The 22,767-nt window shown below is 66.6% G+C and carries 1 protein-coding gene (only partly in view); it reads left to right on the forward strand.

The features are described from left to right. A protein-coding gene (locus OTER_RS25575; RefSeq protein WP_148218143.1) for an Ig-like domain-containing protein crosses the window boundary here: on the forward strand, positions 1 to 22,767 show its 5' portion. It continues 21,924 nt past the right edge of the window; the window shows 22,767 of its 44,691 coding nt (coding positions 1–22,767); the start codon lies at positions 1 to 3; its stop codon lies off the right edge, out of view.

Consider the following 22,767-nt stretch of genomic DNA (forward strand, 5'->3'; position numbering starts at 1 on the left):
GTGGCAGACACCTCGGTCGCGCTGGAGCTGACCGCGCTCGCCGGGTTCACCGCCACTGAGGCAGCGGTGGTGATTTTCGACGGCCGGGAGTATCTCCAGCGGGCGAATCTCGCGCAGGTCGACTTCACCGCGGGAAACATCGACAGCCTCGTCGCTGAGCTGGCGAACAAACGTTCGTACGCCTCGGTGGAAGTGCGGCCGCTGCCGGGCGGCGCAACCGGATTTGTGTTCGCGTCGGTGACGCCACTGGCTGCCACGGACCTTGTGTATGCCAAGGTGACCGGGACGGGGCTGTCCGGGGGCTCGTCCACGCGCTATGCACTGGCGGCGGTCCGCTCGGCGGGACCGACGATTTCGGATTTGTCGGTGCACTATGTGCCCCAGCAGAAAAGTTATCTCGCGTCTGCCACGGTCGCGGGGACGCTCCCGCTGGCCCAGGTGCAGATCTCGATGATCGGGGGGGGCCCGGCCAGTTTCGTGCAGCGGGGCGGCCGGCTGGACGACGTGCCGTCGTTCCTCGACAAAAGTGGTGAAACGCAGCTTCCGCTCAGCCCTGACCAGAGGACCTTCAGCAGCCTTTTCGGAATGGCGGAAGGCGCCGCGGTGCCCTCGGGGGCAGTGCTGTATCTGATGGTGACCGGCACGGACGTTTTCGGGAATGTCCGCACGCACTCCGAGGTCTACGCCGTCGCCAACCTGCTTCCGCTTGGGCTGGACCGCATCGAGGCGGGTATCGGAGCCGCGACCACCACACTGACGGGGTTTGGGGATCGCCGGCAGATCGTAGTCGAAGGCGTGTTGTCCAACGGCTCGCGGATTGCCCTCGAGGATCAGGACGGCGTGACCTTCACGACGACGGATGTGGACATCGTGGCGGTCGATGCGACCGGCCGGGTGCACGGGCTGCTGCCAGGCCAGGCGACCGTGCGGGTGGGGTTCAAAGGCATGGAGAGCCAGCTCGCGTTCACGGTGCTCAACGAGTCACTGGTGACGGCGATCGAGATTGCGAATCCTCCTCCGCTCGTGTTGCCGGCCGTGGGTGCCACGTTGCAGTTGGAGGTGTCGGGGCTGATTTCCCGGGTGGGCGGGACGGCCGGCGAGCGGATCGATCTCTCCGCGGGCCGGCTCGGCGCCGTCTATCAAGTGGCGGACAGCTCGGTGCTGCAGGTCTCGGCAGACGGGCTCGTATCAGGGCTCAGCCCGGGCAAGACCTCGATTTCCGTCGGAAACCGTTACATGTCCGTGGCGCCGGCGATCGTCGCGGTGGAGGTGAAGGACGGTCCGGCGAAGATCGAGCTGAGCGCGGGTCGATCGTGGGTGGCGGAAAACGAGAAGCTGCAGGTCTCCGCCAGCGTGACAGACGACCGCGGGCCCGCGGGGATCCGCGACGTGGTGTTCCTCGTCGACGGAACTCCGGTGGCGCGCGACGAGACCGCGCCATACGGGTTTACGCTGCAGGGGCCCGAGCGCCGTGCCGGAACGTATCTGCGACTTACGGCGATCGTGACCGACGTCGCGGGCAACACGACGAGCTCGCAGCCGTTGGACGTTCAGATCAAAGCAGCGGGATCGGCGGCCGGCACGCCGGGCGAGTTGCGGTTCTACACCAGCGCCGACGATGTGGCGTTCAAGCAGAAGCTGCTGCTCGAAAACAAAGAGGGGTATGAAACCGACTTTCGACCGGTCCCGAACGGCGGGAATTTCGTCGTGCGCACGATCATCAACTTCGTGGTTGCGGCGGACGAGGCGCCTTACGACCGCGTGGAGTTATGGGTGAATGGCGCTCTCGCGGGCACCTCGCGTACCTCCGTGCCTATCACGTATCGCCGCGAAAACGGTTCCGAGACCGAAGTCGCGGTGGAAAACTCCTATCGCTTCGGCTACGTCGTGCCTGAGACCGAAGGCGGGCGCTCCTTGATCGTCGCGGCGGTGGGCTATCGCGGCGCCGAGGAGATTTGCGCGGAGCCCGTCGTGTTGACCGCGTTGGCTGATGCACCGGCGTTGGTCGAAATCGCCTCGCACGAGGATCAGCAGGCGGTGCGTGACAACGCCGACATTCCCGTCGTCGTGCGCGTCACGGACGATCTGATCGTTTACGGCGCGAAGGTCGATTTCTACGTCGACGGGCAGAAGGTCGATTCGCGCGATACCCGCAGCACGCAGGCCTCGCCGTCAAGCGCGCTGGACTCCGGCGGCACCGCTGACTTTGGATTCTCGTTCCACATTCCGGCGGGAATGGTGGGCCGGACCTACAACCTGCGCGCGGAGGTCACCGATTTTGGCGGCAACGTGACGACGACCGACTTGGTGGCGCTGATCGTTGAAGCGAACCAACCACCGCGAATCGAGCTCGTGACGCCGGCGCCAGGCTCCGAATGGGTGGCCGGTGGCAAGCTGATGCTTCAGAGCACCATCGTCGACGATGGGGTGGTGGGTCCGGTCGCCTATTACATCGATGGCAAGCTGGTCAGCTTCGGCAGCGCGTCGTTCGAATACCAGCTGCCGCTCTCCGCGGCAGGGAAATTCGTCGACGTGGTGGCCAAAGTGGCGGACGAGGCCGGTTTGACTGGCGTGGCGCAAGCGCGGATTTCCGCGATCGCGGACGCTGTTCCCCCGGCGATCGCGATCACGACTCCGAAGAACGGGGCGAAGGTGACGGCCGACCGCGCGATCGCGCTGTCGGTGGGCGGATTCGACAACATCGGCGTCGAAACCATCGAGCTGTATCACGGCGGCTCGGCCGCACCGTTCTTCCAGGCGGCACGAGGGGCGTTCACGACGAACGAAGATCAGTCGTTCCACCTCTCCGCGGTTTTCCCGAAAGACGGGCCGAACGGGCCCAACTATGTAGCGGGTGACACCCTCGTTTTATATGCCGTGGCCAAGGATGCCGCAGGCAACGAGGGGCGCAGCGCCAACATCAACCTCAGCGTAGTCGCGCCGGAGACGGTGCCGTTGGGCATCGACATCGTCTTCCCCGCCGCAGGCGATCGCACGATGGGCACGCAGATCGACGTCATTGGCGAGGTGCCCGCCGGCGCGAACGTGCGACAGGTGGAGATGCGCGTGAACGAGGCGCTCGTCGGCACCGACGAGGCGGCGCCGTATCAATTCAGCTTCGCGGTTCCTGAGACCGCGGCGGCGGCGGATTACACGATCAGACTCACGGCGGTGGACTTCGCCGGGCAGACGGCGAGCGACGAAATCACGATCCATGCGCTCGTCGACGACGCTGCGCCGTTGGTGGCGATTACGGCCCCCGCGAAATCGAGCCTGCTGGTGGCCGGTTCGCCCGTGCCGATCATCGCGTCCACGTCCGACAACGTCGGCATGGCGCGCGTCGAGTTTTTTGCCGGCGAGGCGCCGCTCGCGGTGGACAGCTCGGGCGACAGCGTCCAGTCGATCTTCACGCAGTTCTCCACGGACTGGACGCCGCAGTTCCGCACCGACTACGCCCTGACGCTGCTGGGCAACGTAACGGCGGCGGACCTGCCCGCCACCGGCACGTGGAGTCTGGCAATCGCACGCGTCGGTGAGGAGATCCGGCTGCGGATCTTCGATGCGGCGGAGGGCACGTTTGCCGAGTATCGCAAAACACCGAATCAGGCCGCGGCGTTGCTGACTCGGCTCGAGGCTGCGGCGTGGAATGCCCAAACCCTTTCGGCGGCGGATCGGAATGCGATCATTCAGGCCGCGCTCGATCTCACCGATCACGTCCAGACGATCGAGCTCCGCGCCGTGGGCTACGATGCCAAGGGCAATCACAGCGAGGCGCGGCTGCCCGTGCAGGTGAAGCCCGACGAGGCGCCGCAGATCGAGATCCTCGAGCCCAACGACGATCGCACCGTCTACGTCGGTGAGCTCACCCGGGTGCGGGCGCACGTCGTCGACGACGTGTCGCTGGCCAGCGTGCGGGTTTTGTCGGGCGGGCTGGTGGTGAATTCCCAATCGGTCGACCTTCGGACCGCGAATCCGCTCGTCGGCGAGCGGACGTTTGATTTCGAAGTGCCTGCGCCGCCGGCCAGTGCCCCGACGATCACGGTCGAGGCGGAGGATGCGCGCGGACACGTGGGCACGGCGACCGTTGGCCTGCATGTGATCAGCGACCAGCATCCGCCCGTCGTATCGATCACCGCGCCTGCGTCCGGGACCGATGTGCTCGAAACCGACACGGTGCGACTGACCGTGGCAGCCAACGACGACCTGTCCGTGGCGCAGATCGAGATCCTGGTGGACGGAGTTTCGACGGGACGAATTGTGACTCAGCCGAGCTCGACCGAGTCACAAATCTTCCTGGTGCCGGATCCGAACACGTTTGGGCAGTTAGTCCAGCGCAAGGTTTATAGTTACGTCTTCAAGGCGGACCTCGAGATCCCAGATGGCCGGCTGAACTCGCGGATTGCCGTCACGGCGGTGGCGCGGGATGGCGGCGGCAATGCGACCACCTCGGCGCCGATCTACCTCGACGTCGTGCCGGACAAGGTGCCGCCGTTCGTGGCGATCGTTGCGCCGACAGCCGGTGACATCCTTTACGGCACGGCGGCGGGCGCGACCTCGGCCCAAACTGTGAAGGTGCGGGTAACGGCCACCGACAACGTAGCCGTGGCCGCGATCAACGTTTCCGCCTCGGTGGGCGGCCAGCCGCTGACCGCGACGCTCGGAGACCCACAGGAGTTCGAACTACCGGTCGTTACCCAAGCCACCACGCTCACGATCCGGGCCAACGCGGTGGATGCCGCCGGCAATCGTGGCGAGGCGATTCCCGTCGAGGGCATTACCCTGTTGCCGGCCGAGCAGATGCCGCCGCCGGTCAACACTCCGCCGACGGTCGTGCTGGCGAGTCCGGCGAACGGCGCGATGTTCTTCGCGTCGCAGCGTTATCCGCTGCTCGTGGACACACGGGACGACGTCGGTGTGGCGGCGGTCCAGCTTTTCGCGAGCGATCTGCCGGTGATCGGAAACGATGCCAGTCTGCACCGCGTGAGCTTCGCGGCGCCGAGCGAGTTTACCGTCGAGCGGTTGAAGCGGTTCGCGGTGTCGGCTGGCGGACGCTCGCTGGCGGTGGGCCATGACCGTTCCGTCACCGGCGCGCGGCTGTTCAACGTCGTGGCGGACCCGCGCGGTTTGCTCGTGAGCGGCAACGACCTGGCCGTCGAGATCTCCGGGTTCGAGAACACGGCTGGCATGACCGCGGAAGTCGAAATCACGCGGATCTCCGCGGAAGGTCAGCGCGCGGCAATCAGCACGGAGTCGGTGGTGTTCACGACCGCGAACGGCTACGCGCATGCCTTTACCGTTCCCGTCACGGCGCTCGTCGACGCCCGCGGAGTGGCGTTCACGGTCCGGCTGCTGAACTCCGGGCAGCCGGTTGCGATCCCGCTCCGACAGGTGGAACTGACGTTCGACGCCACGTCGTCGCAGCCGGCATCTGCGTTGATTCAGGTGACCGACACGAAGGCGATCGAGCTCGACGCGATCACGCAGCCCGTCGTCCCGGCGGACGCGGGCGTGGACAAGCGGTTCAACTTTGGCGAAACCGTGGTGCCGGCCAGCGGGCTGCCGCGGACCAGCTACCTCCTCGCGGAGGCACAGGAGGATCCGAGCGGTGTTACGCCGCGGGCGGTGTTCTCGGCCGTGGCGAAGGTCGAGTGGAAGCCGGACGCGGGGCCGACGATCGGCTTTAACCGCGCCTCCGGCGACGCGGTGGTCGAGGGCGACACGTTGAACCTCGTCGTGACCACTACGGATCCCACCGGACTGGGCAGCCTGACGGTCACGCTCAACGGCCAGCCGTTCCAAACCTACGACCTGCGGGCGAGCGGAACCTCGGCCACGACGCCGATCGCGATCGGGGTGCCGCCGCAGGCCGGTGGACAGATTTGGGAGATTCGGGCTGAAGCCGCGGACACGGCCGGCAACGTCACTCGCGCCGACGTGCTGAAGATCATGGTGAAGGACGACGCCGCCCCGAAGGTGCGGATCAAGTCCGTCGAGAATCGCTGGGCCGGCACGACGCTCGTCGACGGCTACAACGCGCTCGCTGGCATCGAGGTGCTCGAAGGCACGCCGGCCAGCATCGAGGTTGAGTTCAGCGACGATCTGAATCTGCAGACCTCGAAGCTCTTTATCGACGGGATCGAGCTCACCGTGCGCACGGGGAACCGGTTCATTTGGAACGTGCCGTTGGGCCGCGTCGGAGCGGACGTGAACGTGCTCGCGCGGGCGGTCGACTCGCTCGGGCAGCAGACCGAAACGTTCATCCTCCTGCGGATCGTGAGCGACCCGGCGCCGTTCGTGAAGCTCATCGCGCCGGCGGCGGATCAGACGCTCACGGCAGGACGGCTGGTGGTCCGGCTGCGGGCGCTCGCGATCGACAACATGGCGGTCGAGTCGGTCACCTTCCTGATCAACGACCGCGCGTATGCGGTGCAGACCCGCGGTGAGGCGCTGCCGGCGATGGTGCCGTCTGGAGTGGGCGACGAGCAGGTGCCGCGCGACCCGCAGGTGGCGCTCGGGATCGGAGTGCTGCCGGCGCAGTATCGCGATTTCCTCGCCGACGATCTCGAGTTGCTGCTGTTCCAGACCGACGTGAGCATCCCGGCCGGGTTGTTGGTGAGCAACGTGCCAGTGAAGTTGGGCGTGCGCGTGCGCGACGTGCTCGGCAACGTCTACAACAGCTTGCAACTCGTGCAGGTCGTGCCGGACACGACGCGTCCGCGCGTGCTGTTGATCGCACCGGCCGAGGACGGCGATTTCATCGAGGGCACGTTGCTCAGCGTGCGCGCGTCGGCCGCGGACGACAGCTATGTCCAGAAGGTGGAGGTCTGGAACAACGTCACGCCCGGCAATCTCGCCGAAGGCGAGTTCAGCACCGCCGGCGCGCAGCTGGTCTACAGCAACGATCAGTTCGCTCGCACCGACTACTTCATCGGTTCGCTGAACCTGGTGGATATTCCGCCGTTCCAAGCGCAGTTCCGGCTGCCGCTGCTGTCGGACCTCGGCATCACCGGCGTGCAACGCGTGCCGTTCAACCAGTTCACCGGCGGAACGCGGAAGAAGCTCTACTACGGCGTGCGGGTCACCGACGCGAACGGCAACATCACCCAGGGCGTCTCGTCGTACGACTTGATCCCGGACAACGCGCCGGTGCTTTCGATCGTGGCGCCGCAGCCAGGCGCTTACGTGCCGGAAGGAGTTTCACTGGGCATCTCCGTGCAGGCGACCGACGACGTGCTGGTCGACAGCGTCGATTTCCACGTCACCAGCAGCCTCGGCGAGACGACGTTCACCGACACGACGCCGCCGTTTGGCTACAGCTACCAGGTGCCGGCAGCCAGCGGAGGCGAGCTGTTGGTGTCGGCTAGTGCGTTGGATTCGTTTGGCAATCGCACGTCGGCGCCGGCGATCCGCGTCAACACCCGCGAGGACTATCCGCCGAGCATCTCGATTTCCAATCCGGTGAACGGCCAGTCCGTCATCGAAGGCCGAAACCTTTTGATCCAGACCTCGACGGGCGATGACATCGCCGTGCGATCCGTGACGTTCTACGTCGACGGTGAACCCGTGCGGACCGACACGACCGCGCCGTTCGAGATGTCCTGGGATGTGCCGTATGGCCGCGGCGGACAACCGGTGATCCTTGGCGCCTCGGCTACGGACAGCGCGGGACACACGACGCTGGCGGATCAGGTGCGCGTCATGATCGCGCCCGACGATCAGCCACCGGCGGTGGTGTTCCAAGAGCCGGCGAACAACTCGGGCGTCATTGTGGGCCGCGTCTTCCGGGTGCGCGCCAACGCGACGGACAACGTGAGCGTTTCCTCGGTCACGTTCTGGGTGAACGGGAATCCCACGCCGCACCTCGTCGACCTCGCGGCGCCCTACGAATTCCTCTACCAGCTTCCGGCCAGTGCGGCGAACGCGCCGAATCCGGCCGATCGCAGGCAGGTGTTCAGAGCGGTCGCAACGGACGCGGCGGGCAACGAATCGGCCGCGGCCTTGCTGACCATCGAAGCGATCGCGGATCTGCCGCCGACGATCTCGTCCTTCTCGCCGGAGCAAGGGACGAACGTGGTGGAGGGCAGCTGGGTGCTGCTGAGCGCGGTGGCCGACGACGATGTCGACGTCGTGAACGTGCAGTTCCTCATCGACGGACAGTCGGTGAGCGTCGACAACGTCCTGCCGTTCACCCAGCCCTACAAGGTTCCGCTGGGACGCGCCGGCAGCACGCTGCGGCTGTCCGCGATCGCGAAGGACACCGCCGGCCAGACGCGCGAGGTCGTCCATGTCGTCAACGTCGTCGCGGACCAGCCGCCGCACGTGGAGCTCGACCTGCCGCTGGCGGGCACGCTGGTGTTCGACGGCGATGTCGTGACGCTGCAGGCTAACGCCACCGACGACATCGCGATCGCGAAGGTGGATTTTTATGTGAACGGCCGGCTCGAAGACACTGTTTACAACACGATCGGACCGAGCGGCCGGTTCGACACGGAGACGCTGTTCAAGGGACGTTTCCGTGCGCCGGTCGGATCGGAGGGTAATCTCTTCGAGGTCTATGCGATCGCCACTGACACGCGTGGGCACAGCGCGAAATCGGCCAGCGTGGTGATTGGATCGTTGCGCGACACGACGCCGCCGGTGGTGAAAATCGTCGATCCCGCCGCGGGCGACCTCGTGACCGAAGGCCAGCCGCTGGTCATCACCGCGAACACCCGCGATCTGGCGGGCGTGGCGGAGGTGACGTTCTACGTCGACGGCGTGGAATTGTTCACGGATCGCGTCGCCGCTCCACGCGACACGCTTACGCCGTATCGAGCGACCTATCAGGTGCCGGTGGGGCGGGCCGGCTCGACGTTCACGTTGACGGCCAAGGCAGTCGATCCTTCGGGCAATGTCGGCTTTGCGCCGCCGGTGAAGGTGGAAATCGGCATGCTGACCACGCGCACGATCCCGCGCGAAATCATGCGGGCGGAGGAACAGGTTCGGCTCAGCGCGGTGGACGTGGCGGATGCGAACGGGCTGCTCTACACGCTCTCGACCTTCGAGCAGGGCTGGCAGCTCGACGTGCTGGACGCGATTACCGCGCCCACCAATCCCAGCCGGCTGGGCTTCTACCTGACGCCCGAATACAATCCGCAGGGTTCGCTCAGCCTGACGAACTTCCCGTATCGGCGGGCCACCGGGCTCGCGGTGGCGGACAATTACGGCTACGTGCTCTGGAGCGGCGACGGCGCGGGCTATCTCTCGGTGCTCGACCTCACCGATTCGTTCCATCCGGTGTTGATCAGCAACACGGCGCTGCCGACGGCCGACGCACGGGCGATCACGGTGCAGGATCGGATGGCGGCGATCGCGAATGGCGCCGGCGGGTTGCTCGTCATGGATGTGTCCGATCCGCTGCGACCGCTGCGCGTGCAGAGCATTGCCACGGCGGGCACGGCCTACGATGTGTGCCTCCGCGGCGCCTACGCCTACGTTGCGTCCGGCACCGAGGGCGTGGACATCGTCGAGATCGCAAGTCCCTCGAAGCCGATCGTCGGGCGCGTCGACACGTTCGGCGTGGCGGTGAGCCTGGCGCTGCAGGGCGATTATCTTTACGTCGCTGGCGCCGCGATCGGTTCGTTCGCCGCGCCGAATTCGACGCTTTCAATCATCGATGTCTCGCAGTCGGCGATGCCGCTGCTGGTCGGACGGCTGAACTTTGCGCCGCTGCGTCAGGATCACCGCAACGGCGGAAGCCTGGCGGTCTACGTGCATGGCAGCCTCGCGGTGCTCACGTCGGAGATTCTCACGCAGAATGGCGACTTCGCGAAGGGAATGCTGCAGCTCGTGGACATCAGCGATCCGGCGGCGCCGCGGATCATTCGGCGGGCAAATCTTCCGGACAACGGCGCAGCACTCGCGCGGGTCGACGGCAACCTCATGGTCGCGGGCAGCCAGGCCGGGCTGCAGGTGATTCCACAGCAAATCCTGAGCGTGGATGCGGTGACGCCCGAGATCGGCGCGGTGGGTATCGGACTCCAGACCGCGGTGGAGGTGCTCTTCAGCCAGACGGTGCACCCGGATGCGTTGACTAATCCGCAGACCGGCGAGCCGACCTATGGCGTGCGGCTCGATCAAGCGACCGCCGGCGGATATGTTTACGTGCCTGCAGCGGTGACGACCGAGGGGCGGAAGGTCCGGTTGACGCCGGCGGCGCCGCTCGCGGCGAAGGCGCAGTATCGCGTTTCGGTCAACGCGGAGGTCTATGCGCTGAACGGCACCAAGCTGGGCACGACGTTTGCGAGCACGTTCTCGACGGGCGAGGGTGGCGCGACGGCCCAGCCGGCGGTGGTCAGCATCGCGGAGACGGAGCGCTATCTCGAACTCGCTGGCGGCCAGACGGTGACGATCAACGGATCCGGTTTCGCCGACGATGCGGTGGTGCTGATCGGTGGCGTCGCGGCGCAGATCGTGAGCGTGGCGCCGAACAAGATCGTGGTGCGCACGCCGATCAATGCGGCCGGCAGCGCGGCGCTCCAGATCACGAATGGCAACGGCCAGACGACGATCCGCTACGGTGCCTTCGTTTACCTCGAGCGGATGGCGGTCTCGTTTGTCGATCCGGCGATCGGATTCCTCGAGGGCGGCGACCGGGTCGAAGTGGTCGGGGCCGGATTCGAACCGGGCATCGCGTGCACGTTCAACGGCGTGCCGGCAACGCAGATCCAGGTCATCGGGCCGACCCGCTTTGCGTGCACCACTCCACCGGGGACGTTCGGGCTGGCGGACATCGTCGTGACCGGTCCACGCGGGCGAGTCGCCAGTCTTGCCCAGGGCTTCGTTTACAGCCGGTTCGAGGAAAATTACTCGATCGGCAACTTCCTCGATCTGGAGCATCCGGGGAACTACGAGCCCACGCTGCAACTCGCGCCGGGCTGGCCGCGTGCCTTGGCGATTGACGGAGCGCGCGTGTATACCGCGATCGATGCGTCGGGCTATTGGCCGCAGCTGGATCCCGCGACGGTCGAAGCGTTGGAGGAGAAATTCCAGCACAGTGCACTGGCGATCGTCGACCTGCCGTCCGGCGAGATCACCGCGAACAATCGACCGGTGCTGCGGCGACAGCTCGATCTCCCCTTGCCGCTGTTCCCGGTGCAGGCGGCCGTCACCGAGATCGCAGGTGAAAAATGGCTGGTGCTCGGCGTCGAGTCGCGGCGCACGCCGAAGCTCGCGCCGACGCAGCTGCTCGATGACCCGGGCATTCTGCTGGTGAACGTGAACGATCCGGACAACCCGTGGGTTTACGAAGACGGAACGGTGCAGACGAAGGGCAAGGGCCGCGGGCTGGTTGACGGCACGGTCACAAGCATCGCGACGATTGGCGACTACGTGCTGGTCGGCACGAAGACCAACGGACTCTACGGGCTGAGCCTCGCGAATCCGGAGAATCCGGTCGTGGTGAACCAAAAGTCGTCGTTCGTCCTGAACGGCGTCACGCGCACGCCGGCGATTCGCACAATCCACGTGCGTGAAGGCAATGCGCTGCTCGGCACGGATCTCGGGTTGATCGCAATCGATATCCGCACGGCGGATTTCAACGTCGTGCATTACGAGCCGACGATCACGGGTGCGCAGTCGGTCGAGGGCGAGCTCGCGCTGCTCGCCGGCACGCAGGCACAACTGCGCGTGGCGGATGTTGAGCCGGTCACGGCGGCGCGGGTCCTGAGCACACTCTACTCGCCGCTGTTCGCGTCCGCAGTCGGCGACTATCCGCTGTTCCAAGGCAGCCTCGGGCTCGCCTCGTATCAGAAATCGATCGGCGTGTTCGATCTGTCGAATGCCAATGATCCGCGCGTGTTTGACGCGGTGAAGCTGCCGCAGCCGCTCGACACGCGATTCGCCATAGTGGTCACCGATCTCGCGATGGGGAACGGCATCGCCGTCGCCGCGAGCAGCCGCTTTGCCCAAGACAAGAACATTCCCGGCGAGGGGAGCGGGTTGCGGTTCATCCAGCTGCCGATTCCGAATCTGGTGGCGATCACACCGGCCCGGCTGGCCCGCGCCGTCGCGACGAACACCTCGGTGGTGATCGAGCTGTCGGAGATCGTGCCGGTGAGCACGGTGACGGCGAGCAGCTTTGTCCTGTCGAGTCCGGTGGGCTCGGGCACCGGGCAGGATGCGATTGCCGGCACGATCACGGTGATCGATCTGGCGGTTTATGAGCATCCGACCAACGGGCCGGTGGCGGTGGGCCGGCAGTTCCAGTTCACGCCGGCCGCGCCGCTCGCGGTGGGGAAGGAATACGTCGTCACGCTGACGCGCGCGATCGTCAGCGCCAAATCGGGCTTCCCGCTGCTCGGGCCGGTCGAGACCCGCTTCACGACGGCGCTGGGCTCCTCGCTTGCACCGATCATCGAATCGCTGTCGAGCGGGCATGGCTCGATCAACGGCGGTGAGTCGCTCGTGATCCATGGCCGCCAGTTCGATCCGCTGGCGCAGGTCACAATGGGCGGCGTCGCGGTCGACGGCGAGGTGGTCAGCGCCGACGGCACCACCATCACGTTCACCACGCCGCGAAACAACAAGGGACAGGTCGCGGTGCAGGTGACCAATGGGAACGGGCTCACCGACATCCTGTTCGGCGCCTACGTCTATCTGGAGCCGTTCCGGTTGCTCAGCATCGAGCCGAATTTCGGCCCGGCCGACGGCGGCACGACCGTGGTGATCAAAGGCACTGGCTTCGCGGTGGACAACGATGTCCAGGTCTGGTTCGGCACGACGCCGGCAACCGCGGTGCAGGTGCTGGGCAGCGGCAGCCTGCGGGCGACGACGCCGAATGGGCTGCTCGGCGCGGTGGACGTGGTGGTGAAGAACAACGCCAGCAAGCCGGGGAGCGAAACCGCGACGCTCGCGAAGGCATTCCTCTTCGCGCAGCGCGCCGACGTGACGATCGCGACCGGGTTGGCGGTGCAGGACTGGGCGGTGGATCCGGTTTCCAATTTTGCGTTCGTGATCGGCAAGAACGCGCAGCAGCAGAGCGTCCTCGTGGTCGTCGATCTGACCGTGCGCGAAGAGGACCTCACGCAACGCGTCGGATTGAAGAAAACGATCGCGACGCTGATGCTGGACACGGACTCGCCGAGCGCCGTGGCGATCCTGCCCGAGCGGGATCTCGTTTTCGTCAGCACCAGCACGAGTCTGATCGTGATCGGCGCGGGCAACCTCGACGTCGCGACGAATCCGCCGGACGAGTTGCAGGTGCTGGCCACGCGCTCGCTCGACAGCACGCAGGGCGGCGGCGTCGCCGCGTCCGGCAACACGGTTTACGTGGCGGCTGGCAGCAAGGGCGTGCGGGTGTTCAACAGCCATTTCCCGGAACATCCGTTCCTGATGGACACGATCCCGACCGCGCGCGCGGCGCTGGATGTCGAACTCGTCGTGGGCTCGGCGCTGCTCGTGCGTCAGGGCACGCTGGCGGCGCCCGTGGAGCAGCGGCGGTATCCCTACGCTGGCAACCAGGTCGTGGCGAACAGCGGCGTCGCGCAGCTCTTCGACATCGTCAGCTCGGAACACGAGCCGCTCGCGAGCATCGAGATCGATTTCGACCGCACGCACGTCGTCGGCGACGAGCTCTATTTCATCTCCCAGACGAACGGCGTCTCCAAATACGATCTCTCGAATCTGCGGGCGCCGGTGTTCCGCGGACGCCGGGCCGGGCTCGGCCGCGTCAACGATCTCGACGTGCGGTTCGGGCTGGGCTTCGCCGCCATCGGCACGGCCGGCGTGCAGTATCTGGACCTGTCGCGTCCCGATCCAGCGGACAGCGTGGTCCTGGCCCGCGCGACGAACCCGACGTTCGACAAGGAACTGCTCCAGGTTTCGCAGTCGCTGGGCGTCGTTTACGGCTTGTTTGCCAACGGCGTCATCCAGGTGTTGGCGACGCAGCAGGTGAGTGCGCATTCGGTGTTCCCGGATGCCGGCGCGGTGGTGACTCCGGGCGCGTCGCAGATTCGCGCCGTGTTCACCAACGGCCTCGCCTCGGCCACGGTACCGGGCGCGGTGCACGTCATCGACGAGACCGGACCGACCGAAACGACGTTCACCGGCTATACGGTGGTGGTCGAAGGCAGCACGATCCTGCTGAACCTTACGGCGGCGCTGACGCCGGGCCATCGTTACCGGGTTGAGATCGACAACACGATCAACGATAGCGCGGGGATGTCGCCCGTCGCGAACGTGGTGTGGCACTTCCGCACTGCGACACAGGCCGGCGCACTGCAGCCCGAAATCACGGAGATCTATCCGGGATTTGCGCCGACCAGCGGCGGCACGCAGCTCACGATCGTCGGCCACCAGTTCAAGGAAGGCGTGATCGTGGAGATCGGCGGGCTGCAGGCCTCGGTGTTCGAGATGCGCGGCTACGACGCGGCGCTGGGCTTCCACACGGTGATCCGCGTGATTGTGCCGGCCTCGGCACCCGGATTGGCGGCGGTCAAGGTGACGAACCCCGGCGGGTTATCCGACACGTGGCTAGGCGGCGTGCAGTATTTCAACCCGCTGTCCGTCGCGTCGGTGTTCCCGCAGTTTGTCAGTGCGAAAGGCGGCACCCGCATCACGCTCGAGGGCGACGGCTTCGTGCCGGGCAACACCGCCGAGGCAGGCACGACGGTGACGATCGACGGTGTGCCATTGAGCGAGGTGGAGATCATCTCGCCGCAGAAGATCAGCGGACTGGCTCCCGCCGGCGCGTTCGGTCCGGCCGACCTGGTGGTGCTGAATCCGGGTATCCAGACGGCGGGCTTCGATCGCGTGACCGTCAGCGGCGGGATCCACTACGGGCTCACGCAGGTCGGACGTTCCACGTTCAAGGACTCGGCGCCGAAGTTCCTCGCGGCGGATCAGGACAACGCCGGCAAACTGGTGTATGCAGCGGGCGGGCTGTTCAACGACGGCAACCGCACCCAATACGCGATCGACCTCAAGAGCACGTTCCTGAAATCGATCTTCTCGTCCTACCACGCGCTCGGCTTCGACGTTTCGGATCCGGCGCGGCCGGTGGCGGCAACCGCCCGGTCCAGCGTGATGACCGCGGATGAGATCCGGCGCTACGTGGTGAACGGCGAGGGCGATGGGCTCTTCCTCGGCTCCGGCCGCGCGCCGGACTCGCGTTCGGTCGCCGTGACGAAGGTGATAGACCTCGAAGGCGATGCGCGCTCCCTGCTGCTGGTGGCGAATGGCGCCGTCGGGCTGACGGTCATGGACATTGCGGATCCGTCCGCCATGACGCTGCTCGGCACGCGACTCGGCAGCGGACTCGCCGCCGACGTGCTCGGCGTGGAAAACCTCGCCGCGGTGGCCGTCGCCGGGAACGCCGAGCGGGTCGACTTCTACGACCTGACCAAGCCGGAAGATCCGCTGCTGGTCGAGTCCGTGGCCGTGCGGGCGAACCGCATCGCGATCAATCAGGGTTTCCTTTACGCCACGAACACGCGGCTGTTCGAACCGTGCTACGACGAGGAGGCGGAAATCCCGATGTTCCCGGGCAAGACGGCGGCCGATCCGGATTATCCGACGCCGCGGTTCGGTGGCACGTTTGGCGCGCACGCGGCCGCCTGCACACCGCAGGAATACGGCTCGGGACCCGGTTTGCCGATCAAGTCGGGAACGCTGCAGATCATCGACCTGAACCGGCCTGACCGTCCCGTGCTGCACACGCTGACGTATGCCGCCGGCCAGCCGCTGGACGTCGCGGTGGCGGACGGACGCATGGCGGTGGCGGTCGAGTATGACGGGTTCTATCTCTACGACGTGCGTGGAGTCTCGGCGAGCCCGAGCAGTGCGCCGGTGCAGCTGGCGCACGTGACGTTGCCCGCGAGTCGCGTGGCCACGCCGGGCCGCTACAGCCGGATCGAGATTCGAGGCTCGCTGCTCTACGTCGCCGCGATGGAAGGCGGCGTGCAGATTTACGACATCGCCGATCCGGCCCAGCCGAAGCTGGTGAGTGCGGGCAACGTGGAGATGGCGATGGATGTGGAGCTGGTCGAGGACGCGGTGATCACGACCGGCGATCGCGAGATCAAGGTCTTCGACACGCCCTTCACCTCGGTGATCAGCCTCTTCCCCGGACCGGGCAACGAGCGCGTGCCGGCGGACGCCCATCTGCGCGTGCATTTCTCGCGCAACATCTACGCGCCGAATCTGACGCTGGGCGGAAATTTCAAGGTGCTCGATGCCCAAGGCCAGCAGGTCGCCGGCGCGTTCGCGTTCCCGGAAACAGGGACCGGCAACTATATCGTCGAGTTTGTGCCGACCGGCGGATTTACGCCGGGCCAGACGTATCGGCTCGAACTTACCTCGGGCATCACGGACGAAGAGGGTGGGCGGCTGCTCGCGCCGGTGGCGCACACCTTCCGCATCGCTCCCGCCGGCGCGGCGATTCCGACGATCGGGCGGCTCGAACCGGTCTACTTTTCCGTTCGCGGCGGCGAGACGGTCACCGTCGACGGCGGCGGATTCGAAGCGGGGCTGGCGAACGTCACGCTGAACGGAGTCGCGGCGGGTTCGATCCACGTGGTCGATGGCCAGCACTTCACCTTCCAAGTGCCGCCGCTACCGGCGACCGGCATCGGCACCCTTGCGCTCACGAATCCGAGCGGACTGAGCGACACGCGATTCGGGAAATTCGTCGCGGTGCGACTGCTCGAGGACGTGACGCTGCAGGCGAGCCGCAACTCCGGGACGGCGCTGGGCGGCGAGCGACTGACGATCAGCGCGTCGGATCTGGCGTTCCCGCCGGGCACGCGCGTCGTGTTCGAAGGTGATGCCTTCTTCACCACGGGCGGGAGCGGCGTGCACGGAACGCGTGACTTGATCGAGCCGGATCTCGAGTCGCTGCGCCAGCTGTCCGGGCTCGTGCCCCGGGCGGATTTCCCCGGACGGGTGGACGTCAAGGTGATCGCGCCGAACGGGACCGAGCGGGTGGTCGGCGAGTATACCTACATCCTCGAAAAATCGACCGTGCTGCCGGTGCACGTCGGTGCCGCGGCGCTGCGGGTGGTCAACAACACGGCGTATCTGGTCGGTCCGGGGTTCGACGTGTTCGATCTGAGCGTGCCCGGCCGCGCGGTGTTGAAGGGACATCTCGGTGCGATCGGCAGCGCCTACGACGTGTGCGTGCTTGACGACATGGCGATCGTCGCGGCCGGCGAGCGCGGGCTGCAGGTCTTTGACGTGCACGACCTCGCGCACATCTTCCAGGTGGACGAGGCGGCGACGTTTGGCGACGCGCGTGGACTGAAGTTCTTCCGCGGGCTGCTGCATGTGGCGGTTTCAAACCGGCTGAATCCGGAGGAATCGTTGATACAGCTGATCGATCCCGCGACGCCGCGGCTGCGCACCACGGGCCAGATCCGCGTGCCGGGCGCATTGCTCGACCTCGACGAAGCGGCTGGCATTCTCTACGTGCTGCGTGTGCGCGAGGGCGAACTGCAGCTTATCTCGCTCGATCCGCTCAATCCGACGGTGCAGACCGCGAGGACGATTTCCGCGGCGCACTATCAAACGCTGCCGAATCATGCGTCGCTGGTGGTCAAGGGCGGACTCGCTTACCTCAACGTCGGTCAGCGGGTGCTCGTGGCCGATGCGGCGACCGGCGCGGTGCGCTTCTACGCCGAAGCCCCCACGAAAGTCACCGCGTTCGACTACTGCCGCGGCACGTTGTATGTGAATCACGACGTGAATCCCGCCGTGACGGGCGACGAGGTGATTACGCCTTACGTGGTGCCGATCCTGAACGTCGAGGAGGTCAGCCCGGCCGCAGATCGGCTGGCGCGATTGAACGAGCCGGTGCGGATCCAGTTCACGTTGCCGGTGAATCCCTACACGGTGACGGAGGACATCAACAACAACGGGGTGCTCGATGCCGCGGAGGACCGGAACGGAAACAACGTCATCGATGCGGGCGAGGATCTGAACGGCAACGGGACGCTGGATCGGGCCGAGGATATCAACGGCAACGGCGTGATCGACCGATCGGTGCGCGTGTATCGCGACGTGAACGCGAACGGCGTGCTGGACGAGCCCGAGAAGGCGGACGGCGCCGCAGTCCCGGGCAAGCTCGAGACGCTCTATGTTGAAACAACACCGGTGGTCGAGTTCACGCCGACGGAGGCGTGGCAGCCGAGCACGCGCTACTTCGTGCAGGTGATGTCGCCCCCGGCGGAGCAGAAGCGGCCGCTGGATCCGTTCGATCCCACGACGCTGCCAGGCGTGCGCGAACTCGGCACGGCGGCGCTGACGGCGGACGTGTTGACCTCATTTACCACGGCGGCGAGTGCGAGCGACCGGATCGTGATCACGTCGGTGACCGCGCGTTTCAATGTCGCCACCAAGGCCAACGAGCTGGTCGTGACCGGCAGCGGGTTTGAGCCCGGGTCCTCGCTCACGGTCGGTGATGCGCTCTTCGCGGCGGGGACGACCCCGCTGCAGTATGTGAATGCCGGCCGGCTCCAACTCGCGCTCCCGGCGCTGGAGGGCCGCGATCTCGGTATGGCGGCGGTCACCGTCCGCAACACCGACAATGCGAGCGCCACCTACTACGGCGCGATCGTCTACGTTTCGACGGTCCAGGTTTACAGCATCTCGCGCAACACGAGCGCGCCGGATGGTGGGATCCGCGTCAGCCTCACCGGTGCCGGATTCCTGCCGGGACAGACCCGCGTGCTGGTCAACGGCGTCGAAGCCGAGGACGTGCGTGTCGAGAACGTCAACACGCTGAGCTTCATCGTGCCTGCGGGCGATTTCGGCACGGTGGACGTGACGGTGATTGTCGGCGCCAACACGGCGGTGCTGCCAAAGGCGCTGACCTATACCTTGTCGACGATCCCGCAAGGACCGGACCTCGGACTCGATGCGATCGCGGGTCTCGAGCTGACGGGCGATCTGCTCATCGCCTGGTCCAAGGATCTCCAAGGCCATGCGACGCTGCAGAACGTCGACGTCAGCGATCCGCTCGATCTCACCGCGCTCGATTCCGTGGTCTATCAGAACGGCAGCGCGAGCTTCTACGATGCCGCGACGGACACGGCCTTCGTGGGCCGCGGCAACGAAGTCTTCCGGCTCGACAACAGTCTGCCGGACGAAATCTACGCGGTCGACAGTGTGATGACCGCAGCCGGCTCGGTCGTCGGCGCGATCGCCGCCCAGGGCAACTTGCTCGTGGTGGGAACCGATCGCGGGCTCGAGTTCTTTACGCTGACGCCGTTCGGCCGCTACGTGAAGTCGCGTGAGATCACCGTTGCCGGTGGAGTGGGGGCATTGGCCCTTCAAGGCACCTCGCTCGTGCACGCGCAGACGGCCGGCTCCGAACAGCGGCTGGCGATCCGTGATCTCGAGTCGGCGGACTTCGCGGTCCGCGGCACCGTGGTGCTCGCCTCGGCGCCGGTGCGGATCCAACTCGTTGGCAATCTCGCCTACGTGGCGTGCGAGGCGGCGGGCGTGGCGCAGATCGTCGACTTCACCGCGCGCGATCTGCCGGTCACGCTCGGTTACGTGAACCCGCGGGACGATTTCGCGGCGGGCGAGGCGCCGGTCCTGGATCTCTTCGCTGATGGTTCGACGCTGTTCCTGGCGTGCGGTCCGGGCGGCATGCAGGTGTTTGATCTCACCGATGTGGCCCAGCCCGCTTTCAAGCAGTATGGCCAGGTGAATGGGAACGCGACGGCCGTGCGCGCGGCCCGCGGTTACGTCTACGTGGGCACCTCGCTCGGCCAGCTGGTGGTGTTGCCGTTCAGCGATCTCGGCATCAGCGGAGTCACGCCCGCGTTCGGCACCAAAGCCGCCATCGAAACGGCCGTGAGCCTCCGGTTCACCGGCATCCTGCAGACGCCCGTAAACGCGTCACTGTTCTCGCTTCGGGCCGGAACGAATCCGTCGGTGGCCGGCACGCTGATTCATTCGATCGACGGCAACAGCTCGCTGCTCACGTTCCGGCCGACGACGCCGCTCCAGCCTGACACCGACTACACGGTCACGCTGGCGGCCGGGCTCAGCGATGTTGCCGGCCGGACGCTCGCGGGCAATTTCTCCAGCCGGTTCAGGACCGTGCCGCAGGCCGGCGCCACGCAACCGGCGATCACGAGTGTCAGTCCCGCCTATGGCTCAGCCGCCGGTGGCGATGCCATCACGATCCTTGGCCGGAATCTGCGCGCCGATACGCAGGTGCTCGTCGGCGGCACGGCGGCGACCCAGGTGGTCGTGTCGGACAACGGCACGCGGCTGACCGCTACGGTGCCGGCGGGCGCGGGGCTGGGTTCAGTGCGGGTCGTGAACCCGGGCGGGCTGGGCGATGCCGCGCTGTTCCAGTTCACCTACCTCGGCGTGCCGCAGGCGACGTCCGTGTCGCCGGTGCGGGGCAGCTTCCTCGGTGGCGAAACCGTGACGATCGTCGGCTCCGATTTCTTCCCGGGCACGAAGGTGCTGTTCTCCGGCCGGCAGGCGCAGAGCGTGATGGTGCAGGAGTCGGGCAAGCTCACCTGTGTTACGCCCGACGGGGTGGTGGGCTTCAGTTCGATCGAGGTCCAAAACCAACTGCGCGTGCTCGACTCGTCGACGGCGGCCAACGCGTATCTCTTCTCGATTCCGCGGACCGGGCTCACCGACACGCTGGCCAATCCGGAGTTTGTGGTGACGGCGGGCAATGTGCCGCAGATGATCCTCGGGACCGCGGGCACGCGGCTGGCCGTGTTCAACGCCTTCTCGCCGCTCTTCCCGGTGCGGTCGGGCTCGGTCGATTTCGGCGAGCGCACGCCGCGTCACGTGGCGCACGACGGCACGCTGGCGTATGTCGCGCTCGGCGACCAGCTGGCGATCGTCGACTTCGCGGACTTCGAGTTCCCCTCGGTGCCGCTGACGAAGCCGTTCAGCAAGGACACGGATCTTCGCAAGACCCAGATCGTCGGTCCGCTGCTCGTGGCTTGGGATGTGCTGCGGAACAGCCTGCTCGTGCTCGACCGCGAGTCGCCGCAGCTCTCCGTGCTGCTGGATCGGCCGGCGGCTGCGGGCGAAACGATCCGGAACCTCTACGCGCTGCCGGCCAGCGACACGCACGTCGCGGTGCTGGTCGAAACCAGCAGCGGGTTGCGGATCGATGTGGTGGACGCAACGGCTGCGACGCTGCCGGCGACGCAGAGCTTCGCGCTGACCGGTCAGCTCCGCGCGATCAGCTTCTACGGCCGCCGGTTGATCGCGACGTCTGATGCGGGCATCACCGAGTTCGATCTCGACGGCGCGGTGGCTCCGCACGTGCTCGCCTCCGGCAACTACGCGTGTGCGGTGCTCCGCAACGGCGTGCTGTTTGCCGCGCGCGATGACGTCGTTGAGGTGATCGATCTCGCTGATCCAGTCTCGCCCGAACTGAAGACGGTGGTGACGATGGGTGGCACGATCCGTGCCCTCGAGGAGTCGGCCGGCATCCTCTACGCGAGCTTGATGACGGACCGGCTCGCGACCGCGACCACCCCGTATACCTACCTGTCGGCGAAGACGCCCGTGCACGGTGCCGCGGCCTTCGCGGCCAACGCCCCGATCAGCGTCCAGTTCCCGCTGCAGGCGGCGCAGAGCACGATGCTCGCAACGCAGTTCGACCTGGCGGTCAATGGCGTCACTGGCGTGCCCTACACGCGGACCCTGACCGACCGCACCCTGACCGTCACGCCCTCGGTGCCTTTGGTGGCCAACGACAGCGTGCGGCTCGACATCACGCCGGCCAACGGGCCGTTGATCGGCGACGAACTACGCACCAGCAACGTCCTGGCTGCCACGGTCACACGGGCGCTCGATACGACGCTTACGATCACTGCGATGGCGCCGCGACGGCTGCCGCTCGGCACGGAGGGCGTGCCGGTGACCGTCAGCGGCGCGGGGCTCGACACCGTGACGGCGGTGCGCGTGGCCGGCGCGCCGGTCGCCATCGACCAGCAAGCCGCGGGAGCGATGCAGTTCACGGTGGTGCCGTCAACTTTGCCGGCGTTCGCGAAAGTCGAACTGATCACCAGCGCGGGCGCAGCCGAAGTTGCCAACCTCGCCGGCGTGCTGGCGGTCGTGCCGCCGTTGACCGTGAGTTCGGTGACTCCGGCGGTGACCGGCTACGTCGCGGGCAGCGTCGCGACGCTCGAAGGCACTGGCTTCACGCGCGATCTCCGGCTGTTCGTGAATGATGTGCTGACTCCGGTCGGCAGCGTCGCGGAAACTCAACTGAGCTTTGCGATCCCGGCGGGGGACCGCGCATTGACGCTCAGGCTGGAGCGGGAGAGTGCCGAGCCGGTGGTGCTCACCGAAGCGATCCGGCGCGTGGATGACCAGCGGCCGCGCGTGCTTAGCGTGACGCCGACGCCGCCGGCTCACGGCGTGCCGTATGAGCAGACCTTCAGCGTGAAGTTCTCAGAGGCGATCGATACGGCGCGGTTCGCCGCCGAGTCGCCGCTCTACCTGCTGAACGCGGCCAACGAGCGTGTGCCGGCCACCTACCAGTGGTCGCAACTGAACAGCCTCGTGGAGCTGATTCCGGATTCGTTCCTCGCGGCGGCCACGGTTTACACGCTTCATTTCGACGGCGCCGTGGATGCGAGCCCGGCGGCGAACGCGTCGCCCGCGGAAGATCATTTTGTCCACGCCTATCTCACGCTCGATGAAACGCCGCCGACGATCAGCCTGACCGTCCCGGCGGCGAATGCGACGCTGCTCGCCCGCTCGCTGGTCACGCTGGAAGCCGCGGTGAGCGACAATCTC

It is taken from the genome of Opitutus terrae PB90-1 (assembly GCF_000019965.1).
Taxonomy (GTDB): Bacteria; Verrucomicrobiota; Verrucomicrobiia; order Opitutales; family Opitutaceae; genus Opitutus; species Opitutus terrae.